This is a genomic window from Achromobacter sp. B7, from assembly GCF_003600685.1.
Taxonomy (GTDB): domain Bacteria; phylum Pseudomonadota; class Gammaproteobacteria; order Burkholderiales; family Burkholderiaceae_B; genus Achromobacter; species Achromobacter spanius_B.
Window position 1 is genome coordinate 4,227,591 of sequence record NZ_CP032084.1, and the last position, 22,508, is coordinate 4,250,098.

24 protein-coding genes are annotated in these 22,508 nt (G+C 64.7%); 11 read left to right on the forward strand and 13 right to left on the reverse strand.

Annotation, left to right across the window (positions count from 1 at the left end):
- Position 1 precedes the first annotated feature (1 nt).
- From DVB37_RS19065 to DVB37_RS28750, 4 genes are all read right to left on the reverse strand, one after another.
- A complete protein-coding gene (locus DVB37_RS19065) occupies positions 2 to 952 on the reverse strand; it encodes a xanthine dehydrogenase family protein subunit M (protein ID WP_120156452.1) in 951 nt (316 codons plus the stop codon).
- Positions 949 to 1,593, reverse strand: coding sequence for an aldehyde dehydrogenase iron-sulfur subunit PaoA (paoA, locus tag DVB37_RS19070; protein WP_046806014.1), 645 nt, complete (start codon positions 1,591 to 1,593; stop codon positions 949 to 951). The genes DVB37_RS19065 and paoA overlap by 4 nt, the downstream gene beginning before the upstream one ends.
- Before the next feature lie 15 nt (positions 1,594 to 1,608).
- A complete protein-coding gene (locus tag DVB37_RS19075; RefSeq protein WP_120156453.1) occupies positions 1,609 to 2,691 on the reverse strand; it encodes an XdhC family protein in 1,083 nt (360 codons plus the stop codon).
- A 97-nt stretch (positions 2,692 to 2,788) separates the two neighbouring features.
- Complete coding sequence (locus DVB37_RS28750) at positions 2,789 to 3,199, reverse strand: hypothetical protein (RefSeq protein WP_240433930.1); 411 nt, start codon at positions 3,197 to 3,199, stop codon at positions 2,789 to 2,791.
- Here DVB37_RS28750 and DVB37_RS19080 point away from each other — a divergent pair.
- The gene (locus tag DVB37_RS19080) at positions 3,165 to 3,836 is read left to right on the forward strand and encodes an NTP transferase domain-containing protein (protein WP_240433931.1); all 672 of its coding nucleotides are present in this window, start codon (positions 3,165 to 3,167) and stop codon (positions 3,834 to 3,836) included. The genes DVB37_RS28750 and DVB37_RS19080 overlap by 35 nt on opposite strands.
- A 212-nt stretch (positions 3,837 to 4,048) precedes the next feature.
- Here DVB37_RS19080 and DVB37_RS19085 read toward each other — a convergent pair whose 3' ends face one another.
- From DVB37_RS19085 to DVB37_RS19095, 3 genes are all read right to left on the reverse strand, one after another.
- Positions 4,049 to 5,041 carry a tripartite tricarboxylate transporter substrate binding protein gene (locus DVB37_RS19085; protein WP_120156455.1) on the reverse strand — a complete coding sequence of 331 codons (993 nt, stop codon included), beginning with the start codon at positions 5,039 to 5,041 and terminating at the stop codon, positions 4,049 to 4,051.
- Between the two features lie 100 nt (positions 5,042 to 5,141).
- Positions 5,142 to 7,262, reverse strand: a complete 2,121-nt coding sequence (locus tag DVB37_RS19090) for an acetate--CoA ligase family protein (RefSeq protein ID WP_120156456.1) — start codon at positions 7,260 to 7,262, stop codon at positions 5,142 to 5,144.
- On the reverse strand, positions 7,259 to 8,101 hold the full coding sequence (locus tag DVB37_RS19095; RefSeq protein WP_120156457.1) for an enoyl-CoA hydratase/isomerase family protein: 843 nt from the start codon (positions 8,099 to 8,101) through the stop codon (positions 7,259 to 7,261). Before DVB37_RS19095 ends, DVB37_RS19090 begins: the two co-directional genes overlap by 4 nt.
- Positions 8,102 to 8,268: 167 nt before the next feature.
- Between DVB37_RS19095 and DVB37_RS19100 the strand changes: the two genes are divergently transcribed.
- Positions 8,269 to 9,075, forward strand: coding sequence for an IclR family transcriptional regulator (locus tag DVB37_RS19100; RefSeq protein ID WP_240433932.1), 807 nt, complete (start codon positions 8,269 to 8,271; stop codon positions 9,073 to 9,075).
- 416 nt (positions 9,076 to 9,491) lie between these two features.
- On the opposite strand, the gene DVB37_RS19110 is transcribed toward DVB37_RS19100, so the two are convergent.
- From DVB37_RS19110 to DVB37_RS19130, 5 genes are all read right to left on the reverse strand, one after another.
- Positions 9,492 to 10,868, reverse strand: coding sequence for an amidohydrolase family protein (locus DVB37_RS19110; protein WP_371683143.1), 1,377 nt, complete (start codon positions 10,866 to 10,868; stop codon positions 9,492 to 9,494).
- Positions 10,869 to 11,217: 349 nt separating this feature from the next.
- Positions 11,218 to 11,490 carry a hypothetical protein gene (locus DVB37_RS19115; RefSeq protein ID WP_046804889.1) on the reverse strand — a complete coding sequence of 91 codons (273 nt, stop codon included), beginning with the start codon at positions 11,488 to 11,490 and terminating at the stop codon, positions 11,218 to 11,220.
- A gap of 88 nt (positions 11,491 to 11,578) precedes the next feature.
- Positions 11,579 to 12,037, reverse strand: coding sequence for a hypothetical protein (locus DVB37_RS19120; protein WP_046804888.1), 459 nt, complete (start codon positions 12,035 to 12,037; stop codon positions 11,579 to 11,581).
- A gap of 126 nt (positions 12,038 to 12,163) precedes the next feature.
- Complete coding sequence (locus DVB37_RS19125) at positions 12,164 to 12,877, reverse strand: hypothetical protein (protein WP_120156459.1); 714 nt, start codon at positions 12,875 to 12,877, stop codon at positions 12,164 to 12,166.
- Between the two features lie 2 nt (positions 12,878 to 12,879).
- The gene (locus tag DVB37_RS19130; RefSeq protein ID WP_120156460.1) at positions 12,880 to 13,911 is read right to left on the reverse strand and encodes a TRAP transporter substrate-binding protein; all 1,032 of its coding nucleotides are present in this window, start codon (positions 13,909 to 13,911) and stop codon (positions 12,880 to 12,882) included.
- Between the two features lie 154 nt (positions 13,912 to 14,065).
- On the opposite strand from DVB37_RS19130, the gene DVB37_RS19135 reads away from it, so the two are divergent.
- Complete coding sequence (locus DVB37_RS19135) at positions 14,066 to 14,884, forward strand: IclR family transcriptional regulator (RefSeq protein WP_120156461.1); 819 nt, start codon at positions 14,066 to 14,068, stop codon at positions 14,882 to 14,884.
- 22 nt (positions 14,885 to 14,906) lie between these two features.
- Here the strand turns inward: DVB37_RS19135 and DVB37_RS19140 are convergent, their stop codons facing one another.
- On the reverse strand, positions 14,907 to 15,728 hold the full coding sequence (locus tag DVB37_RS19140; protein WP_120156462.1) for an IclR family transcriptional regulator: 822 nt from the start codon (positions 15,726 to 15,728) through the stop codon (positions 14,907 to 14,909).
- Between the two features lie 132 nt (positions 15,729 to 15,860).
- Here DVB37_RS19140 and DVB37_RS19145 point away from each other — a divergent pair, with 132 nt between their 5' ends.
- The 8 genes from DVB37_RS19145 (at position 15,861) to DVB37_RS19180 (ending at position 22,484) form a co-directional block, all read left to right on the forward strand.
- On the forward strand, positions 15,861 to 16,868 hold the full coding sequence (locus DVB37_RS19145; RefSeq protein WP_046804883.1) for a TRAP transporter substrate-binding protein: 1,008 nt from the start codon (positions 15,861 to 15,863) through the stop codon (positions 16,866 to 16,868).
- A 19-nt stretch (positions 16,869 to 16,887) separates the two neighbouring features.
- Complete coding sequence (locus DVB37_RS19150; RefSeq protein WP_104144063.1) at positions 16,888 to 17,331, forward strand: type II 3-dehydroquinate dehydratase; 444 nt, start codon at positions 16,888 to 16,890, stop codon at positions 17,329 to 17,331.
- A 37-nt stretch (positions 17,332 to 17,368) separates the two neighbouring features.
- Positions 17,369 to 17,944, forward strand: coding sequence for a TRAP transporter small permease (locus DVB37_RS19155; RefSeq protein WP_120157578.1), 576 nt, complete (start codon positions 17,369 to 17,371; stop codon positions 17,942 to 17,944).
- Complete coding sequence (locus DVB37_RS19160) at positions 17,941 to 19,221, forward strand: TRAP transporter large permease (protein ID WP_104144064.1); 1,281 nt, start codon at positions 17,941 to 17,943, stop codon at positions 19,219 to 19,221. Before DVB37_RS19155 ends, DVB37_RS19160 begins: the two co-directional genes overlap by 4 nt.
- 89 nt (positions 19,222 to 19,310) lie before the next feature.
- Positions 19,311 to 20,012 carry a protocatechuate 3,4-dioxygenase subunit beta gene (gene pcaH / locus DVB37_RS19165; RefSeq protein WP_046804879.1) on the forward strand — a complete coding sequence of 234 codons (702 nt, stop codon included), beginning with the start codon at positions 19,311 to 19,313 and terminating at the stop codon, positions 20,010 to 20,012.
- A gap of 3 nt (positions 20,013 to 20,015) precedes the next feature.
- Positions 20,016 to 20,591: a protocatechuate 3,4-dioxygenase subunit alpha gene (gene pcaG / locus DVB37_RS19170; protein ID WP_120156463.1), complete on the forward strand. Its 576-nt coding sequence runs from the start codon at positions 20,016 to 20,018 to the stop codon at positions 20,589 to 20,591.
- Positions 20,592 to 20,613: 22 nt separating this feature from the next.
- On the forward strand, positions 20,614 to 22,014 hold the full coding sequence (locus tag DVB37_RS19175; protein ID WP_120156464.1) for a 3-carboxy-cis,cis-muconate cycloisomerase: 1,401 nt from the start codon (positions 20,614 to 20,616) through the stop codon (positions 22,012 to 22,014).
- Positions 22,015 to 22,208: 194 nt separating this feature from the next.
- The gene (locus DVB37_RS19180; protein WP_120156465.1) at positions 22,209 to 22,484 is read left to right on the forward strand and encodes a type II toxin-antitoxin system HicB family antitoxin; all 276 of its coding nucleotides are present in this window, start codon (positions 22,209 to 22,211) and stop codon (positions 22,482 to 22,484) included.
- Positions 22,485 to 22,508: the final 24 nt, after the last annotated feature.

Below are 22,508 nucleotides of genomic sequence, written 5' to 3' on the forward strand. Positions count from 1 at the left end.
GTCAGGCCCTCGCTTGCGCCAGCACTGCACTCAGGGTTCTTGCGGCCAGTGTCAGCTTGAATGCGTTGTCGTCGGTGGGCCGGGCGTCGGCCAGCAGGCGGTCGGTGACCGCCCGCGCGCCTTGCGGCAACGCGGCGTCGGCGGCGTCCAGGCGCCACGGTTGCGGCGCCACCCCGCCCAACGCCACGCGCCCGCTGCCGTCGGGCTGCACCACGGCGGCCACGGACACCAGCGCAAACGCGTAAGAGGCGCGGTCGCGCACCTTGCGGTACACGTGCGTGCCACCTGCCGGCTTGGGCAGGGCCACCGCCGTGATCAGCTCGCCGGCTTCCAGCGTGGTTTCAATGTGCGGCGTATCGCCGGGCAGGCGGTAGAAGTCCGCGATCGGAATCACGCGCGTGGCGCCGTCCGGGCGCACCGTTTCCACCTGCGCGTCCAGCACGCGCATGGCCACCGCCATGTCGCTGGGGTGCGTGGCGATACAGGCGTCACTGGTGCCTATCACGGCTAATTGACGCGTCACGCCGCCGATGGCCGAACAGCCCGTGCCCGGCGCGCGCTTGTTGCACGGCATGTTGGTGTCGTAGAAATACGGACAGCGCGTACGTTGCAGCAGGTTGCCCGCCGTGGTCGCGCGGTTGCGTATCTGCCCCGACGCGCCGGCCAGAATGGCGCGCGACAGCACGGCGTAATCGCGCCGCACGCGCTCGTCGGCGGCCAGATCGGTGTTGCGCACCAGGCTGCCGATGCGCAGCCCGCCTTCGGGCGTCGGCGTGATCTGGTCCAACGCCAGCCCGTTCACGTCGATCAGGTGCGTGGGCGTTTCCACTTCCAGCTTCATCAGGTCCAGCAGATTGGTGCCGCCCGCAATGAAGCGGGCGCCGCGTGCCTGGGCGGCGCTGGCGGCGGCGTCGGCGGGGGTGCGCGCGCGTTCGTAGGTAAACGGCCTCATGCTTTGCTCCCCGCCACCTCGGTGATGGCTTCAATGATGTTTGAATACGCGCCGCAGCGGCAGATGTTGCCGCTCATGCGTTCGCGGATTTCGTCCACGCTAAGCAGCGGGCGCTCGGTCAGGCTCTCGCTGACGTGGCTGGGCACGCCTTGCGACAATTCTTCCAGCATCGCCACCGCCGAACAGATCTGGCCCGGCGTGCAGTAGCCGCACTGATAACCGTCGTGCTTGACGAAGGCGGCCTGTAGCGGATGCAGCGCCGTGGGCGAGCCCAGCCCTTCAATGGTGGTGATCTCGGCGCCGTCGTGCATCACGGCAAGTGTCAGACAGGAATTGACGCGGCGTCCGTCCAGCACCACCGTACAGGCGCCGCACTGGCCGTGGTCGCAACCCTTCTTGGTGCCGGTCAGATGCAAGTGCTCGCGCAGCGCGTCCAACAAGCTGGTGCGCATGTCCAGCGACACTTCGCGTGACGAGCCATTCACCCGCAGCGTCACGGTGGCGGACATTGGCTGCACGCCGGTCTGCGCGGCCTGCTGGGCCAACGACACCGACGATGAGGCAGCCATGGCGGTTGCAGAAACGGCGCCCGCCTTCAGCAGGTTGCGCCGGGTGATCTTGATTGCTGATGAGTTTTCCAAGTCTGCCCCTTTCGTTTAGTCGGCGACGCGGATGGCGGCGCGCTGCGGGTCGGGTTGCGGGTCGGGTTGCGGGTCGGGTTGCGGTCCGGATTGCGGTCCGGCATGCAGCAACCCGCATTCCCACTCCCGCCGGGAATGCGCGGCGGCCTGTGTCGTATGTTCAATACGTTGCTGCGTCAGCTCCGCCAGGATCGACACTGCGATCTCGGGTGGGGTGCGGCTGCCGATGGGCAGGCCCACCGGGCCACGCAGGCGCGCAACCTGCTCTTCTGTAAAACCGAAATGTTCACGCAGACGCGCGCGTCGCGCTTCGTTGGTGCGGCGCGAGCCCAGCGCGCCCACAAAGAACGCCGGCGACGGCAGCGCTTCCAGCAAGGCCATGTCGTCCAGCTTCGGGTCATGCGCCAGCACGATGATCGCCGTGCGCACGTCGGGCGCAAGGGCCATCACCGTGTCGTCTGGCATCGTCGTGACGAGTCGTGTACCCGGCACGTTCCACGATGCGGCGTATTCTTCGCGCGGGTCGCACACGGTGACGTCGAATCCCAGGGCTACCGCCATCGGCGCCACATAGCGCGCGATGTCGCCGGCGCCCACCAGCAGCAAGCGCCATTGCGGGCCGTGCAGCGTGGTCAACACTTTGCCGCTCCAGTCGAACCGGTCGCCCGGCTGCGCCGGCGTCAGTTGCGCGGTGCCATCGGCCAGGCTCAACGTTCTTTTGACGAGTTCGCCTTGGCGCAGTCGGTCGGCAAGGCTATGCAGCTGCACCGCATCCGGCATGGGTTCGATCAGCAATTCCAGGATGCCGCCGCAGGGCAGGCCAAAGTTCAACGCTTCGTCGCGGGTGGCGCCGTAGGTCAGCGCATAAGGGCCGGCGCGCCAGAGATCGCCGCGCCGCATCTTGTCGATGAGGTCACCTTCGATGCAGCCACCGGATACCGACCCGGCAATGCGCCCATCGTCGCGCACCGCCAGCCACGATCCGCGTGGCCGTGGCGAGGCGCCCCAGGTTGCGGCTACCGTCGCGAGGACAAACGCGTGGCCCTGGCGCCGCCAGTCCTGGATAGCGGCCAACACTTGTAGATCAAGACTTTCCATGTTGGTGCCTTTGGAAATATCGGACTCACTCTACCAGTGGCCCGCCCGGCAAGAAAAGAGGCAAAATCCGCATACACCGTTGAGTGAAATTCACGAATCAACGGGGGAATGTCAGGAGTGGCGCGGGTTGTCCAAGACGCCACGTCTCCCCCCCCCAGTTGCCCACTGTCAACCGTGATCGCCCAGCAAGCGCCATGCCTAAGCCGCCACCGTTTTCGTCAGCCTCTGCTTTGTCAGCCTCTTCCTTGGCCGCCCCTTTCTTGTCAGCCCCTTTCTTGTCAGCCCCTTTCTTGTCAGCCCCTTTCTTGTCAGCCCCTTTCTTGTCAGCGCCTTCCTTGCCAGCGCCTTCCTTGTCAGCCCCTTCCTTGTCAGCCCCTTCCTTGTCAGCGCCTTCCCTGTCAGCGCCTTCCTTGTCAGCGCCTTCCTTGTCTGCGCCTTCCTTGTCAGCGCCTTCCGCGTCCCCCTCTTCGGCGTTGCGCGCTTTGCCCTCGGCCGCGTGCGTCGGCATCTTGCTGGCGGCGGGCCATGGGCGGCGCTACGCCGCGGACGCCCCCGGTCAGGACAAGTTGATGGCGCGGCTGGAAGATGGCACGCCGGTGGCGGTGGCGTCCGCCCGCGCGCTGGGCAGCGCCACATCACGCACCATTGCGGTGCTTCGACCCGACCAAGCGGCGCTGGGCGCGCTGCTGCAAGCGGAAGGATGCGAGCTGGTCATGGTGGGCGCGAACGCGGACGGCATGGGCGATAGCCTGGCGACCGCCGCCCGCCACTTGCTCGGCCCGGGCATTGGCCGGGGCGAAGATTTTCCACCCGAAGGGCGAGACGTTCACGCTAAGACGCAGCGCTTGCCCGCCGCATCGTCGTGCCTGGTCGCCTTGGCGGACATGCCGTGGTTGCGCGCCGACACCTGCATGCAAGTGGCCGCCGCAGCCCCGCACCATCGCATCGTGACGCCCACGTGGCAAGGCAAGCGCGGCCACCCCGTCGCCTTCGCTCGCGAGCTCTGGCCTGAGCTTGCCGCGCTATCGGGCGACGTGGGCGCGCGCCGCTTGCTGCTGCGCCATCCCGTGCACGAGTTGGCAGTGGAAGATCCCGGCGTGCACACCGATGTCGACACGCCGCAAGATCTGCAAGGCGGTCATTGACCCTGCCGGATCGTGGCGATGTCTTTCATCGCGCGCCTTCCCGCCCCTTACCCCCCTTCTCGCCCCTTCTCGCCCCTTCTCGCCACTTCTCGCCCCTTCCCGCGCCCACTGCGTGCCCACGTTTGCCCAACGTTTGCCCGCGCTTGCCCGCGGCACAGGCCCACGTTTGCACCGCTGCCGGTGTGAACCTCGCGCCCGGGCGCGCCACCCGATCAAGGGGCGTCGGTAATGCCGGCCTCGCTAACGATCTTGCTCCAGCGCGCCTCTTCCTGCTTCACGTAGTCCCCCAGCGCGGCGGGCGTGCCGACGTTGGCCACCAACCCCTCCAATTTCAGCGCCGCCTGAAAATCCGCCTTGTCCGACACGTTCTTGATGGCGGCGTTCAGCCGGTCAATGACGGCGGCGGGCGTGCCTTGCGGGACGAACACGCCGTACCAGCTGTCCACGTAGTAGCCCGGCACCCCTGCTTCGGCCACGGCGGGCACGCCGGGATACGACGGTGAACGGTCTTGGGTCGTGACAGCCAGCGCGCGCAACTGCCCGGTCTTGACGTGGCCGCTGACGCTGGCCGACGTAGAGAAGATCATGTCGATCTGCCCGCCCATCAAGTCATTGATGCCGGGGCCCGCCCCCTTGTACGGCACATGCAGGACGTCGACCTTGCCCAGGCTTTTGAAGAGCTCGCCGGCCAGATGCGCCGACGTGCCATTGCCGTAGGAACCGAACGTCAGCTTGCCGGGATGGGCGCGCGCGTACGCCAGGATGTCCTGCACGCTTTTGAATTTGGACTTGGGCGACACCACCAGCACATTGGGCGACTTGCCGATCAGCGCAACGGGCGCAAACGCCTTGTCGGTGTCGTAGGGCAGCTTCTTGTGAATGGCCGGATTGACCGCGTGCGCGAACGTCGCCATCAGCAGCGTGTAGCCGTCGGGCGGACTCTTGGCCACGTTCTCGGTGCCGATGATGGTGCTGCCGCCCGGCCGGTTCTCGACGATGACGGATTGGCCAAGTTCGTCGGTCAGGCCCTTGGCCAGCTGGCGCGCAATGATATCCGTGCCGCCGCCGGGCGTGAACGGCACCACGATCCGCAGCGGCCGGTCGGGAAAAGCGGCGTGCGCTTGCGGCGCGACCACGGTGCATATCGTCAACATCGCGGCGGCGACTGCCTTGATGGGCCGCAACACAAATGGGTAGGTCTTCATCGTTGTCTCCTGATTTTTTTTGCGCCGGTCTTGTGCGGATCCTGTGCGGCGCGTCGGCAAAAAAGTTGCGTGGGGGGGAAGGGACGGCGGGGCTGCCCGCCTAGTCCTTCATCACCACGACGCCATCGGCCGCGCAGACGCCCTGCCCTGTCGGCTTGACGAACAGCGGGTTGATCTCGGCTTCCAGCAACTGGCCTTGCAAGGTGCTTGCCATGCGCGCAAACGCCAGCACTGCCTGCACCAGCGCGGGCACGTCGCAGGTCGGTCGGCCGCGATAGCCGTCCAGCAAGGGCCATGTTCTTAAGCGGCGCAGGGCCGCCTCGACGTCTTGCGCCGTCAAGGCCGCGCCGTCGTCCGGCAATAGCAGCAAGGTGGTGTCGCGCACCAGCTCGGCCACCACGCCGCCCATGCCCAGCAATATCGCCGTGCCCAGCGGGTCGTGATGGAGGCCGACGATGACCTCGGCCGCGCCGGTGACCATCTCTTGCACCAGGTAGGCCTGGGGCGGCTTGCCGGTGTGCTGGCGCACGTCGATGCGCATCTGTCGCAGGCGCTGCGCGATGTCTTCCGGCGCGACATTGACGGCCACGCCGCCCACGTCGCTCTTGTGGGTGATGTCGCGCGACAGCAGCTTGAGCACCACGCGCGGGCCCAATGCGCGGGCGGCGCGGGTGGCTTCGGCTTCGGCGTCGGCATTGACGATGATTTCCCGCACGCCCGGGATTCCAAACTGCGCGAACAGCGCCTTGGCCTGTGCTTCGTCCAGCGCCTTGTGCGGTTCGACGGTTGCGGGCGAAGCCGCGTGCGCCGGCGTGTCGTCGCGCACCGGGCGCTCCGCGCGCACTCCGCTCAGCTTGCCACCCTGCACCCGCCGCATGGCGGACAACGCCGCGCCGACGCTTTCGGGCGCGGCAAAGGCGGGCACGCCGTAGCGGCTCAGGACTTCCGCGGCGCGCGGGGCGTGCGGACTGATATATGCCAGTACCGGTTTGCCGTCAGGCGTCAGTGAATCGCGCAGCGCACCGGCCATCAGCTCGGGCTGCGCCACGGCGGAAGATCCCGCGATGACGACCAGCGCATCATACTGATCGCTTTCCAGCACGATGCGGATGGCGTTGCGCAGCAGGTCCGGCTGCAAGCCGGCCAGCGTCACGTCGATCGGGTTGCGATCCAGCGCGGCGTGGTCGCCGGTTTGCAGCGCGCGCAAGGCGGCGCCCGTGGCGGCATCGGGCGCGGGCAGCTCAAAGCCTGCCACGCCCAGACTGTCGGCCACCAGCGTGCCCGCCCCGCCGGTTGACGTCAGCACCGCCACGCGATTGCCGCCTAGCTTGCGATCGTCGGCCAGCGCGGCGGGTATATCCAGCAGGTCGGCAAACGTTTGCGCGCGAATGATGCCTGTCTCGTCGAACAGCGCGTCGTACATGGCGTCGGCACCGGCCAAGGCGCCCGTATGCGAGGCCGCTGCCTGCGCGCCGGATGCCGAACGGCCGACCTTGAACGCCACGATGGGCTTGCCGGCCGCCGCCGCCTTGCGCGCCGCCGCGCGGAACGTCCTGGGGTTGCGGATGCTTTCCACATACAGGGCGATGACTCGCGTGGCCGGGTCGTCCACCAACGCATCCACAAAATCCGCCAGGTCCAGATCGACCTCGTTGCTGGTGGAGATCAGCTTGGAAAACCCGATGCCGCGCGCCGCCGCGCGTGACAGCAACGCACCCAGGATGCCGCCGCTTTGCGACACCAGCCCAATCGCGCCGCTGGTCAGCTCATCGAGTTCCAGCGCGCCGCTGGCGGATAGGGTGATGCGGTCGGTCAGGTTGACCAGGCCGATGGTGTTTGGCCCCAGGATGCGCATGCTGCCCGCCGCCTCGCGCAGCTCGCGCTGACGGCGTGCGCCCACGTCCCCGGTTTCCGAGTAGCCGCTGGCCAGCACGATGGCCGCGCCCGTGCCCATGGCCGCCAGTTCGGCAATCGCCTGCTGCGTGCGCTGCGCGCTCAGCAACACGATGGCCACGTCCGGCGCTTCCGGCAAGGAGCGGATATCGGGGTAGCAACGCAGCCCGCCAATCTCGGACGCTTTGGGATTGACGGGATAAATGCGCCCTTCAAAGCCATGCTTTTGCAGATAGGCCACCGGCCGGCCCGACGTCTTGGCCGGGTCCGCCGACGCCCCCACGACCGCAACGCTGCGCGGTCGCAGCAATTTCTGTATGCCGCTCATTGCGCGTCTCCGTCGCGACCGCCCGAAGCGGCCTTGACCTGGGCCATCTTGGCCTGGGCCATCTTGGCGAGGAATGCCGCAACGGATTCGCGGTGTTCGCTGCTGGTGTAGCAGATGCCCTGCGCCTGGCTGCCCATGGCGAAGACCTGGTCGGCGGTCAGCTCGGAACTCTGGTCAAGTATCGATTTGCTAAGCGCCAAGGCCGTGGCCGAGCCCTTGGCCAGTTCGGCGGCCCAGGCCTGCGCCGCGCGCACTTCGTCGCCAGCCGGGGCGAGCCGGTCGGCGATGCCCAGGGCCAGGGCTTCTTCCGCCAAGACCTTGCGACCGGAATAGATCAGGTCCTTGGCGCGTGCCAGCCCCACGCGACGAGGCAGGAAAAACATGCCGCCACCATCCGGAATCAATCCCCGCGTGATGTAGCTCCAGGTGAACGACGCGCTGTCCGACGCCACGATGAAATCGCAGCTAAGCGCCGTGTCCGCCCCCAGGCCGGCGGCCGCGCCGTTAACGGCGGCGATGGTGGGCTTGGGCATGCGAAACAGCAGGCTGACCGCATGGTGCACACGCTGCTGCCGTGACCAGCCGTTGAAGGCGACTTCGCCCGAGGGCGCGTCCATGCGGCGCTGCATGCCAGAGATGTCGCCGCCCGCGCAGAAGCCCTTGCCTTCCCCTGTCAGCACCAGCGCCTTGGTGCCCCGGTCAGCGGCCACGGCCTCCAGCGCATGGATGAGTTCGGCACGCATGGCGTCGCTGATGGCGTTGCGCTTCTCGGGCCGGTTCAGCGTTAGCGTCGCCACGCCGCCGTCCGCGTGCAGTTTGATGAATTCGTAGTCCGCCATCTTGTTGCTCCGTCTTGGTCGATAGGCCAGCGCGATCCGATGCTTTTTTTTCGCTGGCGATATCGACACGGTAGGCGCTACAGTGGGCAAAAACACCGGCCCAATTCCACTTGGTGGAATTGGGCCGGTGGGCTTCAACGAGGATGGCTTCAAGGATGATGGCGACTGTGACACTCGATGATGCGCCCCCCGCGCAGCAACGTTTCGATGGCGTCAGCCAGAACCGGTCGCTGGCCCGTGGCCTGGAAATCCTGCGCGCGTTCAAGCCCGGCACCGACCTGCTTGGCAATGGCGAGCTTGCCGAGCGCACCGGCCTTTCCGCCGCCACGGTCAGCCGGCTGACTCAGACGCTGGTGACCAGCGGCTTTCTGGAATACGAGCGCGGCGCGCGTGCCTACCGGCTGGCCGCGCCGGTGTTAAGCCTGGGCCACGCCATGCGCGCTGCGTCGCCGGTATTGAACGCCGCCACGCCGTTCATGCGCGACGTATCCAACAAACTGCACGTCAATATCGGCCTTGCCAGCGCGGACCGCACTGAAATGGTTTATCTGGAGTCCATCCGCTATAACCGCCGGGCCTCGCTTCGCACCATCGTGGCGGGCCAACGGGTACCGATCGAACTCACGTCCTTAGGTCGCGCGTATCTGGCCACGCGCCCCGCGGCGGCGCGCCAGGCGCTGCTCAAGAAAATAATGGCGGGGTATCGCAGCGCGTCGTGGAAACCGATCGGCGCGGAAATTGATCGGGCCATCGCAAAAGTGGTGGCTGCGGATTATTGCGTGGCGTCATGGCAGCCCGGCGTTGTCGCCATGTCTACCCCGCTACATGCGCCCGGTGGCCAGACGCTGGCGTTGAACCTGAGCTTGATGACGGACGACACGGCCGCGTCCGTGGAAAGGTTGCACGCGGCGGACTTGCTGGGATTGAAAGAGCGAATCGTTCACGAGCTTGATCGCCGCGCGCCGCCGCCGTAGACGGCGACTTTTTCAGCCACGGACGCCGGTCACCGCCTTGATCCGCACGGCGCCGTATTCGGACTCTGATGTACAGCTACCCGGCACCGGCGCGTTCCATTTCATATAAATATCTTTCTGGATCAGCACGATTATTCGGGTACCAAAGGGGTATTGCGCACAGATTATCTCCTGCCTTATTTTTTGTGATGGCCAGAGCACAAGTAACACAGCCACATGCACTATCACCGCCCTATTGAACATCCCGGATTCGCATTTCTACACGGACCGCGAAGTGTAGTGAGGGATGCGTCCCCGATGTTTAGGAAAGGCAATCAAACCAGACAGAAAGTATCTAACGCGTTAACTTTATTGCGGATTATTCTGTAATAATCCGCCAGCGAGATAATCCGACCAGATAATGCGCGTTAATAAGACTATTGACCGGCCGGGGCCGCGCTCAAGGTATTTTTGTAAACCTTGCCATCTTTCATGATGAGGCGCAGATGGGTCTCGGGGTCGCCCAGAAAATCCAGATTGCGAGACGGGTCGCCGTCGGCCACCAGAATATCGGCCAGGGCGCCCGGCGCGATACGGCCCAGCGGCTTGGGGTACGGGTTGCGTTGGCCCGACAAGGCCAACAAATCGCCGTTGACCCCGGTTGCCTGCGCCAGCAAGGTCAGTGGGTCATAGAACCGCACCAGCTTGGCCAACTGGCGTCCTTGGCTGGGCGTGTTCTTGGCATTGAACAGAATGTCGGTGCCCCAGCCCGTCTTGATGCCGTATTTTTGCGCCAGTTCATAGGCGCGCACCGTGCCTTCCGACACGCGCCGCTGTGATTCCTGACGCGCGGCATCGGGATACGTGTTGGCGTCCTCGTCCATCAAGAACGGTTGCAGACTCCACCAGACGCCCTCTTCACGCATCATGCGCACGCTTTCCTCGTCGGCCAATTGCCCGTGTTCGATGCATTTGACGCCGGCCTTGATCGTGCGCTGGATACCCTTGGGCGTGTAGACGTGGGCCATCACATAGGTATTCCAGTCGGCCGCCGCGTCAACGGCGGCCTGCAATTCCACTTCAGAAAACTGCGTGCTGTCCAAGGGATCGTAAAGCGACGACACGCCGCCGCCCGCCATGACTTTGATTTGCGACGCGCCCAACATCAGCTGCTCTCGCACACGCCGCAATACTTCGGCGGTGCCGTCGGCAATCATCGCCACGCCGGCGCTTTCCACAAAGCTCAACGGGGTATTGGCCGCGCGCGGCAAGTCGCTGCGCAAGCGAAAATCCCCATGACCCGAGGTTTGTGAAATCATGGCGCCGCTGGGATAAATGCGGGGACCGGGAACCATGCCTTCATCGATGGCGCGCTTTAATGCAAACGCCGGCCCGCCTGCGTCACGAATCGAGGTAAACCCACGCATCAACGTGCGCTCGGCCTCCTCGGCAGCCGCGATATACAGATACCCCAGGTCGGCCGTCATGGCGACGGTTTGGCCCACCGCCGCCAACATGGAATGCCAGTGCACGTCGATCAAGCCCGGCATGACGAGCTTGCCCTGGCAATCAATCACCTGTGCGCCGTCAACCGATTGCCCGGCGCTGGGCAAGGCGGCAATTACGTTGCCTTGAATCAATACCTGCACGCCGTTTTGTACCGATTTGCCCGAGCCATCGAACAAACGCAGGTTGGTCAGCAGCAAGGGACGATCGGAAGGCGTGGGGTGACGCAGCCAGTTGCTGGCCGCGCGCGCGCCCGTAAAGGGAAGCATCATGGCCGCCGCGCCGCCGAGGAACTTGCGACGCGACATATCCGCCATCACCCGCTGGTAAATCAAGCCACACGCCACGCTGCCACATTGGCAGGGCCGCTTGAGGTTCAAGACGCCGTTGCCGCCGGTGGCGCCATTGGCGCCGTTCGGCGCGCGGCCGGCTCCGCCACTGAATAAATAACGCTGCGGAGAATCGACTGCATGAGCGGTAGCGCGGGCCATCGAACTTCTCCTGATGTTGAATACACGGCAATGCGATGTGCCGATGCTACTCAATAAACAGGATGCCAGCGCAAATAATTACCGGCCTGATTGCCGGTCTGTAACCAAGCCGATCAATAACGGGAATTGCGTGCCGCGCGTGCAATTCCTTGCGGGCGTCGAGAGGCTACTGCGCCATGCGCCGCAGCCGATCCAATTCCGCCTTGTTCAGGCGTTTGGCTTCCAGCTCGGCGTAATTTCGTTCGCCCGCATCGTAAGACCCTTCAAAGATGCAGCGGCTGCGCAGAATCTTGCAGTTATCGCTGACCACCCGCTCGGACGCGGCAACCTTGGCGGTTTCGCTGGAGCCCGTCGGTGTGGTCGGCGTTGACGAACAGGCGGATATCAGTGCGGCAAACAAGAGCGCCACGCTGTGGCGGCTCAACAATCGAATCAACATTTTCCCTGGCCCATGGCTTCATCAGCGGTATTTATAGCAAGGCAAACGTCAAAAAATCGTTCCAAGTCGTAGCAGCGCGGCCCGGCCGTCACTCGTCTTCGACGCCCGACAGGTCGGTGAAATCCGCCACTTCGCCGTCCTGGAAGTTGACCATGATGCCGTAGGGTTCGCAGATGGGAAACACCCCTTCCTCGAACAGAATGGACCAGTCTTCCTCACCATGGAAGATGACTTCCGGGCCATCCACCAGGGGCACGCCCACCGGAAGCTGGAACGACGCGTCGCAGCCCAGCACCTCGGGATCGCTGCGATACACCTCTTCCAAGTACGCCGTCGCCTTGGCGATCCACGCGCCCAGATCCGCCATGATCCGCGTAAACGCCGCCATCCCGGCCTCATTGTCGCGAGAGTCCGCCAGCACCTGGACGGACACATAGACCTGGCCCCCGTTTATGTCTGGCGTATCGACATTGCCTTGCAGGTAACGCAGGCCGTCTTCGCTGGTATTCAGGGTCAAAGAGGAAAGGGACGGATCGATGGAGGGCATGGGGGGCCTTTAAAGAATGGGAGTGCCGGCAGCGCGTAGCCTGAGCTTCACCGTAGCGCCGATAGATCAGGCTACGAGATTAGCATTTGCCCGTGGCCGATAAACCGTCTGTCCGGCGCATCCCCCTCACGCGTTTGGTGTCGCCCCTTGGCCCGATAGCCCGGTCCCAACGGCCTCCAGCGTATGCGACAAACAATAAATATCCGACCACGCGGCGGCCGGGTCGGCGTGCCTCGCCAGTTCCTCGGCGTTGCGCACCTCGCCTTCGCAGGCAGTGACCGCGTTGATGTCGTAGCCGTTGACGATATAGATCCAATCGGCAACGCCGTCGCGGGCGCCGCGTATGGCTTGCTCGGTCGTTTGCGCAATCGCGGGGGTCTGCGTCATCAGCAGATGCGCGCCCGAAATGCCCGGGCGCACGCAGCAGGCGGCAGCATGCGCTTTTACAAACGCGCGCAATGCGTCCTGCGCGCCTGCGCGCGGTGACAAACGCAGGGTCAGCGCGTACCGCGCCAAACCACCTCCGACGCTTTCCAGCACCCTGCACTGGCTGCGGATCATGTTGCGATGTTGCGGCATCAGCTTGGTGGACCAGGGCGTGGGCTGATTCAACCTGCCCAGGTAGGCGGGCGAACTCAGCGTGTCGTAGCCGTCCAGTTCGTACATGACGAAAAAGCCTTCGCCGCCATGGGCGCTGACCCAGCGCGAGCCGCGCCGGAAACCCGGCACGCCCATGCGCTCGGGGAAGTGTTCATGCGAATGCCAGTCTTCGAATTCCGAGCGCCATGCCGGCGCAATATCCCACCACATGGCGATGGCGGCGCTGCCCAATAGCGCCATGATCAGCGCTTTGCCCGCAGCGCGGACAATTCCGTGGCCACCTGCTGCATCAAGTCCGTGCCGATCTCGCCGGCGAACTTGTCGACCACCGGTTTGACGGCCTGGCGCAAGCCGTCTACCGCCTGGGGCGACGGCTCGTTGACCTGCATCAGCTTGCGCAAGTCGTCGATGGCCACGGCTTCCTTGGCCTGCGAGATCTTGCGTTCTTGCTGCTTGGCTTCGTTGGCCGCGTCCAGGATGATCTGGCGTTCGGCCGGCGACATGCCGTCCCACGTCTTCTTGCTCATCAGGAAGGGCATACCGGTATAGATGTGCCGTGTCAGCGACAGGTACTTTTGCACCTCGGCGAACTTCGCGGACTGGATCACGCCCACGGGGTTGTCCTGCCCGTCGATGGCCTTGGACTCCAGCGCGCCATAGACTTCGCCGAACGTCATCGGCACGGGGTTGGCGCCCAAGGTTTTGAACATCTCGATATACACCGGCGCGGCGATCACCCGGATCTTCAAGCCCTGAAAATCCTGCACGCCGGTAATGGGGCGGCGGCTGTTGGTCATGTTGCGAAAGCCCAGGTCCCAGATTCCCAGGCCGACCAAGCCGTGGTCGGCCAAGCCGTCCAGCAGGCGCTTGCCCACCGGGCCATCGGACACCGCATACGCTTCGCGCGCATCGTCGAACAGAAACGGCAGGTCAAACACCATGAAGCGCTTGTCGATGCCGGCCAGCAGCCCCGTGGCCATCGACGTGAAGTCCAACGTGCCGCCGCGCACCGCCGACAGGTTTTGCGGGTCGCCCCCCAGCACGGCGTTGGCATAGATCGACACCTTCATCTTGCCGCCGCTTTTCTCGGCGACCAGGTCGGCAAACTTCTGCGCGCCCTGCCCCAGCGGATGATCCGCGGCCAAGCTGAATGCAAACTTCAGGGTACGCGCCTTGACCTCTTGCGCGGCCACGGTGGCGGTTAGCGCCAGGCAAACCGAAAGAGATGCGACGGCGGTTACGGCAAGGCGAAATAACGGCTTTCCAATCTGCATCACAACCCCTCTGGTTTGGTGTCGGCAAGGAATATTTCGCTGCGAGCATAGGGCATAATTTTGAATGCCGTTCAAATTTTGGCCGAATTCAAAATTTGAATTTGGCGGCATTCAGCGCTCGGTTTTTTCATGGTGGCCAACCCAAGGAGTTGCAATGAGCGGGGCAATCGAAAAGACATTGGCATTGCTTGAATACCTGGCCAAGCACCCCGACGGCGTCGCGCTGGCAACGGTGGCCGACGACCTGAACCAGTTGCGCAGCGGCTGCCACCGCACCCTGCACGAGCTGATGAAGTACGGCTACGTGCGGCAGACGCCGGTGCGCGGCGAATATGCGTTGACGACCAAGCTGGCGTCGATGGGTTTGAGCTTTCTGGGGCGTTCGGGCGTGGTCGACATTGCGCAACCGGTCATCGACCGCTTTGCCCTGGCCACCGGCGAACTGGTGCGGCTGGCCATCGTCGACGGTAAGCGGCTGACCCTGGTGGCCAAGGCGCAAGGGGCAAAGTCGGGGCTGCTGTATGACCCCGACATGGGCATCGACCTGCGCCTGTCTTGCAGCGCGGCCGGCCACGCCTGGCTGATGACGTTGCCGGAGGACCAGGCGATTGCGTACGTCACCGAACAAGGGCTGGGCAAGCCGCGCGATTTCGGGCCGAACGCGCCCACGTCGATCCGCGCGTTGCTTGCCGGCCTGGACGGCCACCGGCGGCGCGGGTACAGCATGCTGCAAGACGTTTATGCGGCGGGCATGAGCGCGATGGCGGCACCAATTCGCCGCCCCGGCCACGCAAGCACCGGCATCCTGGTGGTAGCCGGCCCGTCGCAACGCTTGACGCTGAAGGCAATGGAAAAGTTCGGGCCGGCGCTGCTGCGCGCGGCCAGCGAGCTGGCGCAGGCGGCAGAGGCGTCGCCGCTGCTGCGCTCGGCCCGCGTGGGCACGTGGGGCAATGGCCCGACCGCAGAGGACTAGCGCGCCGTGGCCGGTTCACGGCCTACTTCGCCGTATCGTCGCCGTCACTACGGCCCTGCATGGGAAAGCGCTTTCGGAACATCGGCGACGCCAGGCTTGCCAGCGCCAACTCTTCGGTGGCCGCCAGCAACTGAGGGCCCAGTTCCAGCATGCGCGCTTCGGTCAGGCGCATGGCAGGGCCCGCGATACTGAGCACGCCGATGGCGTCTTCGCCCTTGCGCTGCACGGGCGCCGCCATGGCCGTCATGCCGGGCGCGAACACTTCGTTGATCATCGCGTAGCCGCGCTTGCGGCCGGCTTGCAGCATCTTGGTCAACGCCGCAATCGTGGTGGGCGCGTTGGGGCCATATTCCGCCGGCGAACCGAAGCCTTGGCGCGACACCAGATCCAGCGCGCGCTCGTCCGACATCGTCAACATCCACGCGTGCCCGGACGCGCTGCACGACAGCCGCGCGTCCGATCCCATTTCCGGGTCGTACCGCAAGCCGTGACGCGCGCCCTGCGCCTTGGCGACCCACGTCAGCCGTTCGTTATCGACGATGGCCAGGCGCACCAGCTCGCCGGAGATATCGGCCAGCCGGTCGACCAGCGGCTGCGCGATATCGACGATGCCGGTCGCCGCCAGATAGCTCAGGCCAATGGAGGCCACGCGGGCGGTCAGCGCGTAGTCGCCGTGGTCGCGGATCTGCCTGACGTAGCCGCAACGGCACAGGTCGGTCAGCAAGCGATGGGCGGCGCTTTGGGGGATCTCAAGCTGCTGCGCCAGCGAGGCTAGCGGCACGCCTTCGGGTCGGGAGGAAAGGTGCTCCATGACGGCAAGCGCGCGTTCGAGGACTCCGGCCATGTCATCTCAACAAGTAATGGGGTGATGGATGATAACCCTAGGTGGAAAACTATTCCACTCGGAATTACATTCCACTACCGAGTCCTCCAAGACATCGAAAACATTCCAAAAAAATCACGGAAGGAGACAACGATGAAGACCCGCATTTTCTGCCTGGGCCTGATGGGCCTGCTGTGCTCGACCGCCATGACGGCCCATGCGCAGGACATCCAGGAACGCACCATCCGGTTCGGCCACCTGAACAACACCGACCACCCCGTCAGCGCGGGCGTGCAGAAGTTTGCCGAGATCCTTGCCAGCAAAAGCGGCGGCAAGATGAAGGTGAAAGAATTCCCCGCATCGCAGCTGGGCAATGAAATGCAGCAGCAGTCCGGCCTGCAAGGCGGCGTGCAGGAAATGTCGGCGCCCGCGTCCACGTCGCTGGCCGGCATCGTCAAGGAATTCGGCTTGATCGACCTGCCCTTCTCGGTCACCGACTTTGGCCAGGCAGACGCGCTGCTGGACGGGCCGCTGGGCCGCGCGCTGATCGCCAAGCTGCCTGAAAAAGGCCTGGTTGCGCTGGGTTTCTGGGACCTGGGCTTTCGCAACGTGACTAACTCCAAGCACGCCATCACCAAGCCCGAAGACCTGGCTGGCCTGAAGATCCGTGTCATTCCCAACCCGGTATTCCTGGACACGTTCAAGGCGTTCAAGGCCAACCCCGTGCCCATGCCGTTTGCCGAGCTGTACGGCGCGCTGGAATCCAAAGCGGTGGACGGCCAGGAAAATCCGTACTCGGTGATTCTGTCGAACAAGTTCTACGAAGTGCAGAAGTACGTCAGCGCGACCAACCACGTTTACGCCGCCAACATCGTGCTGGTCAGCAAGAAATTCTGGGACAAGCTGTCGCCCACCGAACAGCGCCTGATGCAAGAGGCGGCCGACGAGGCGCGTGGCTACCAGCGCAAGGTCAGCCGCGAAGCCGCGCAAAAAGCCGTGGCGGAATTGCAAGCCAAGGGCATCCAATACAACACGATCGAACCGGCGGAAAAAGTCCGCATGCAGCAGGTCGTCAAGCCGGTCATTGAGCACTTCACCGGCAGCTACGACCCCGCCATCGTCAAGCTCTACAACGACGAACTCGCACGCATCCGCAAGTAAACGCACCGGCGTATCCATCATGAAGATTCTTGTTTTGCACGGCCCGAACCTGAACCTGTTCGGGCGCCGCGAGCCGCACATCTACGGCACCACGACCTTGGCTGAAATCAACCAGCGCCTGGCCACGCTGGCGGACGAATTGGGCGTGGAACTGGCCACGCTGCAATCGAACCACGAAGGCGCGTTGATCGACTTTCTGCACCAGAACATCGACGCGGCGCAAGGCGCGCTGGTCAATCCGGCCGGGCTGACACAGCACGGCGTGCCGCTGCACGACGCCATCAAGGCAATGCCGTTTCCGACGCTGGAGGTGCATATGTCCAACATCGCCGCGCGCGAAACGTGGCGCGCGCATTCGATCATTTCGCCGGCGGTGCGAGGCACCGTGCAAGGGCTGGGGCCGCATTCGTACCTGACGGCGCTGCGCGGGCTGGTCGACATCCTGCAAGAAGCGCGCGCATGACACCGCGCACGCTTTGCACGCTGAAGGGGGCGGCTTCATGGTTTTCATAGACGGGTTCATCGCGGTCGCGTGCCGCGTGCTGGAACTGGCCATCGCGCTGCTGCTGGCGGCGATGGTGGTGCTGGTTTTCGGCAACGTCGTTGCGCGCTACGGCTTCAATTCCGGCATCACCTTGTCGGAAGAACTGTCGCGCTGGATGTTCATCTGGCTGACGTTCCTGGGCGCCGTCATCGCGCTCAAGGAACGCGGCCACCTGGGCATGGACATGGTGGTGGCCAAGCTGCCGACGGCGGGCAAGAAAATATGCCTGGTCGTGGGCCAGATCATCATGCTCTACATCGTGGGCTTGATGTTCAAGGGCAGCTGGGAACAGGCCGTGATCAACGCGGACGTCAGCGCGCCGGTCAGCGGTTTGCCGATGGCGATCGTGTATGTGGCGGGGCTGGTGTTCTCGTCCTTGGCTGGGCTGATCATCGCGGTGGATCTTTATCGCGTGCTGGCCGGCAAGCTGCGCGACCAGGACCTGATCATGGTCCAGGAATCCGAAGAAGCCGTGCAGCTCAAGCAGATTCTGGACGACGCCAACCACGGCGCGCCGGGGAGAAGCGCATGACCATCTTCGTATTCATCGGGTCGCTGCTGGGCGTGATGGCGTTGGGCGTGCCCATTGCCTTTGCGCTCTTGGCCAGCGGCGTGGCGCTGATGTGGCATCTGGATATCTTTGATTCGCAGATCCTGGCGCAGAACGTGATCGGTGGCGCGGACAGCTTTCCGCTGCTGGCGGTGCCATTCTTCATGCTGGCCGGCGAAATCATGAACGTGGGCGGCTTGTCCAAACGGATCGTGGACCTGGCCCTGGCGCTGGTCGGGCACGTCAAGGGCGGGCTGGGCTACGTCACCATCATGGCGGGCTGCCTGTTGTCGGCCTTGTCCGGTTCCGCCGTGGCGGACGCGGCGGCGTTGACCGCGTTGCTGCTGCCGATGATGGTCAGCGCGGGCCACAAGAAATCAACGGCCGGCGGCTTGATCGCGGCCACGGGCGTGATCGGCCCGGTGATCCCGCCCAGCATCGGCCTGGTGATTTTCGGCGTGGCCGCGAATGTGTCGATCTCGAAACTGTTCATGGCTGCAATCGTTCCCGGCTTGCTGATCGGTGGCGCCTTGTGGCTGACGTGGGCTTGGCTCGTCCGCCGTGAAAAAGTGGTGCCGCCGCCGCGTAAATCCGCCAAGGAAATCGGCACGGCGGCGCGCAATGCGCTGTGGGCGCTGATGCTGCCGGTCATCATCCTGGTGGGCCTGCGCATGGGCGTCTTCACGCCGACGGAGGCCGCCGTGGTGGCCGCCACGTACGCACTGCTGGTATCGACGCTGGTCTACCGCGAGCTGAAGCTGAATCAGTTGTACGCGGTGTTCGTGTCGGCCGCCAAGACAAGCGCCATCGTCATGTTCCTGATTGCCGCCGCCATGGTCAGCGCGTGGCTGATCACCGTGGCCGACCTGCCCGCCAAAGTCGTGGACATGCTTCAGCCATTCATCGGCAACAAGATCCTGCTGATGGCGGCCATCATGGTGTTGGTGATGGTGGTGGGCACCGCCATGGACATGACGCCCACCATCCTGATCCTGACGCCCGTGCTGATGCCGGTGGTGCGCGCGGCCGGCATCGACCCGGTGTATTTCGGCGTGCTGTTCATCATCAACAACTCGATCGGCCTGGTGACGCCGCCCGTGGGCACCGTGCTGAACGTGGTGGCGGGCGTGGGCAAGATGAAGATGGACGACGTCACACGCGGGGTCATGCCATTCATGGTGGCCGAGTTCGCCATCATGTTCCTGATGGTCGTTTTCCCGGCGCTGGTGATCGTGCCCGCGCGCTGGTTCGGCGGGTGATGCGCAGGCGTTGTGCGGGGCGGGTCAGGCCTGCACCCGCACAGCCGTATCGCACGCCCTGATCCGCTACACAAAGGAGAAATTTCGCAATGTCCGATCTTGCCCAATACCGGCGTCCGTTCTGGAACACCCAGCCCGCTTACCGCTTCGACGCTTATGGTTCCACGCTGCTGCGGTCGCCGAATGAGCCGCTGATCGCCGTGCCGCAAACCCTGTCCGAAATCACCGGCCCCGCGTTCGGCGCCGCCTTCGTCAAGCAGGGCGACAACGACCTGACGCGCATCGCCAGCGCCGACGCCATCGGCGAACGCATCATCGTGTCCGGCCGCGTGCTGGACGAGAACGGTCGGCCGGTGCCCGATGCGCTGATCGAAATCTGGCAGGCTAACGCCGCCGGCCGCTACCTGCACAAACGCGATCAACATGACGCACCGCTGGACCCGAACTTCAGCGGCGAAGGCCGAACGGTAACGGACGCGCACGGCCGCTATCAGTTCAAAACCATCAAGCCGGGCGCCTACCCGTGGGGCAACCATTACAACGGCTGGCGCCCGCAGCACATCCACTTTTCGTTGTTCGGCCGTGCGTATGCCACGCGGCTGGTCACGCAGATGTATTTCCCCGGCGATCCGCTGCTGGAATTCGACCCCATCTTTCAATGCGTGCCGGACGCCAAGGCGCGCGCCCGCCTGGTCGCCACGCTGGACTGGGAAACCACCGTGCCCGACTACGCGCTGGGCTACCGCTTCGATATCGTGCTGCGCGGCCGTAACGCTACCCCGATGGAGTAACGCATGCTCTACCCCACTACCTCGCAAACCGTCGGCCCCTACCTGCACATCGGCCTGTCCGGCCTGAACTGTGCGGACTTGACGGCGGGTCAGCCCGACCTGGGCGCGCCCCCGGTCGTGATTGAAGGCCGCATCATCGATGGCCAGGGCAACCCGGTGCCCGACGGCATGATAGAAATCTGGCAAGCCGACGCACGCGGCGTGTACCGTCACCCGGACGATCCACGCCATGCGGACAACGCCGCGCCAGCCGGCTTTACGGGATTCGGACGCGTGCCCACGGAAGCAGACGGCTCGTTCCGCTTCACCACGATCAAGCCCGGCGGCGTGCCGGCGCCCGACGGCTCGCTGCAAGCGCCTCATCTGCTGGTGTCCTTGTTCATGCGCGGCCTGCTCAAGCATCTGTCCACCCGCCTGTACTTCCCGGACGAAGCGCAAGCCAATGAACGGGATTGGGTCCTGCGCCAGACGCCTGCCGCGCGCAGAAGCACGCTGATCGCGCAGGCGTCGGACAACGGCGTACTGCGCTGGAACGTCGTCTTGCAGGGCGCGGGCGAGACCGTGTTCTTCGACCTCTGACCGAGTCAGCAACGGACGCAACATGACCATTCTTTCCGGCCTGACCGAACAGATCTATTCCGACCGCGACATCATGGGCCTGTTCTCCGGCCCCGGCACCATCCGGCGGATGCTGGCGGTGCAAGCCGCGCTGGCCCGCGCCCAGTCGCGCTGCGGCGTCATCCCGGACAGCGCGGCGCGCAGCATCCACAAGGTCTGCCATGCCGAAGACATCAACAGCATTCTGGACCTGGATGCCATCGCTTCCGCCTCCATGCTGGCCGGCAACATCGCCATCCCCTTCGTCAAGCAACTGACCGCCGCCGTGCGCCAGGCAGACGCCGAGGCGGCACGCTTCGTGCATTGGGGCGCGACAAGCCAAGACGTGCTGGACACCGCGCTGGTCTTGCAACTGCAACAGGTTGCCGCGCAGCTGGACCAGGACCTGGACGCGGCGCAACGCGCATGCGCCCGGCTGACCGCAACGCATCGCGACACGATCATGGTCGGCCGCACGTGGTTGCAACACGCACTGCCCACGACCTTTGGCGTCAAGACGGCCGGTTGGTTGGAAGCGCTGACCCGCTCGCGACAACGCTTGCGGCACGACGCCGAACAATGCGCCCTGCTGCAATTCGGCGGCGCCGCCGGCACGCTGGCCAGCCTGGGCAACGCCGCCCCCGATGTTGCGCGCGTCCTGGCCGAAGAACTGGGCCTTGCCCTGCCCGACATGCCCTGGCACACGCATCGCGACCGCCTGGCCGACTTGGCGGCAACACTGGGCGTGCTGACCGGCACGCTGGGCAAAATCGCCCGCGACGTGTCGCTGATGGCGCAGACCGAGATCGCCGAGCTAGCCGAACCCGCCGGCCCGGGGCGCGGCGGCTCCAGCACCATGCCGCACAAGCGCAACCCCGTCAGCAGCGCCGCCATCCTCGCCGCCGCCACCCGCATGCCACCGCTGGTGTCCACCATGCTGTCCGCGATGGTGCAGGAACACGAACGCGCGTTGGGCGGCTGGCAAGCGGAATGGGACGTCCTGCCGCAGATCTGCGCGTTGGCGGGCGGCGCATTACGGCATCTGGCGAGCCTGCTGGACGGGCTGGAAGTTCACCCGGAAAACATGATCCGAAATCTTGGTGCGACGAATGGCTTGATTCTGGCCGAAGCGTACGCGCTGGCGCTTGGCGGTCGAATGGGTCGTCTCGAAGCGCATGAATTGGTCGAACGGGCGTCCAAGGAGGCGGTTCGCAGGAACTGCACGCTAAAGGTTGCGATGCAGGAAGCGCTGGCGGCGCATGAGGGCACGCGGGATCTGCTTGGGAAGGAAGAGCTGGATCGCTTAAGTGATCCGGCGGCTTATCTGGGGCAAGCGGGGGAGGTTTGTGATCGGGTGTTGGCGGGGTGGAGGGGCGTAGGGGAAGCACGGCGGGGTAGCCGATGAAGTCTCGACGTTTTGCAGTCTTGAAGTCTTGAACTCGCAGATAACATCAGGATTCGTCCGGCATCTGCCCATTTCCGAAGCAACGCTGTTGTGTACTGCGGTGTAGCGCTTACCCTGGCCACATGGAAAACGCCACGAGGGCGCCGCGACCTCAAGCAAGTCGGCTTGTAGGCGCGATCCGTCAGGAGAACCCGGTGCTCTACCCCATCTACGTACACAAGGAAAAGGGCAGCGCCTACGGAGCGGCCTTCCCGGATTTCCCCGGCTGCCACGCGGCGGCATCCTCGCTGCAACACCTTCCAGCCGCCGCGCAAGAGGCAGTCGAAGCGCACCTCTATGGCCAAATCGAGCCTATCGCCCCGCCCAGCGCGCAAGAGGCGTGGGCGCAGAAGAAGGCATTTCAAGGTGGATTCTGGATGCAGGTGGACATCAACCTATCCAAGATCGGAGCCCCTCTGCCCCAAGGCTGAATATCAGCCGGCCTTTCTGATCGT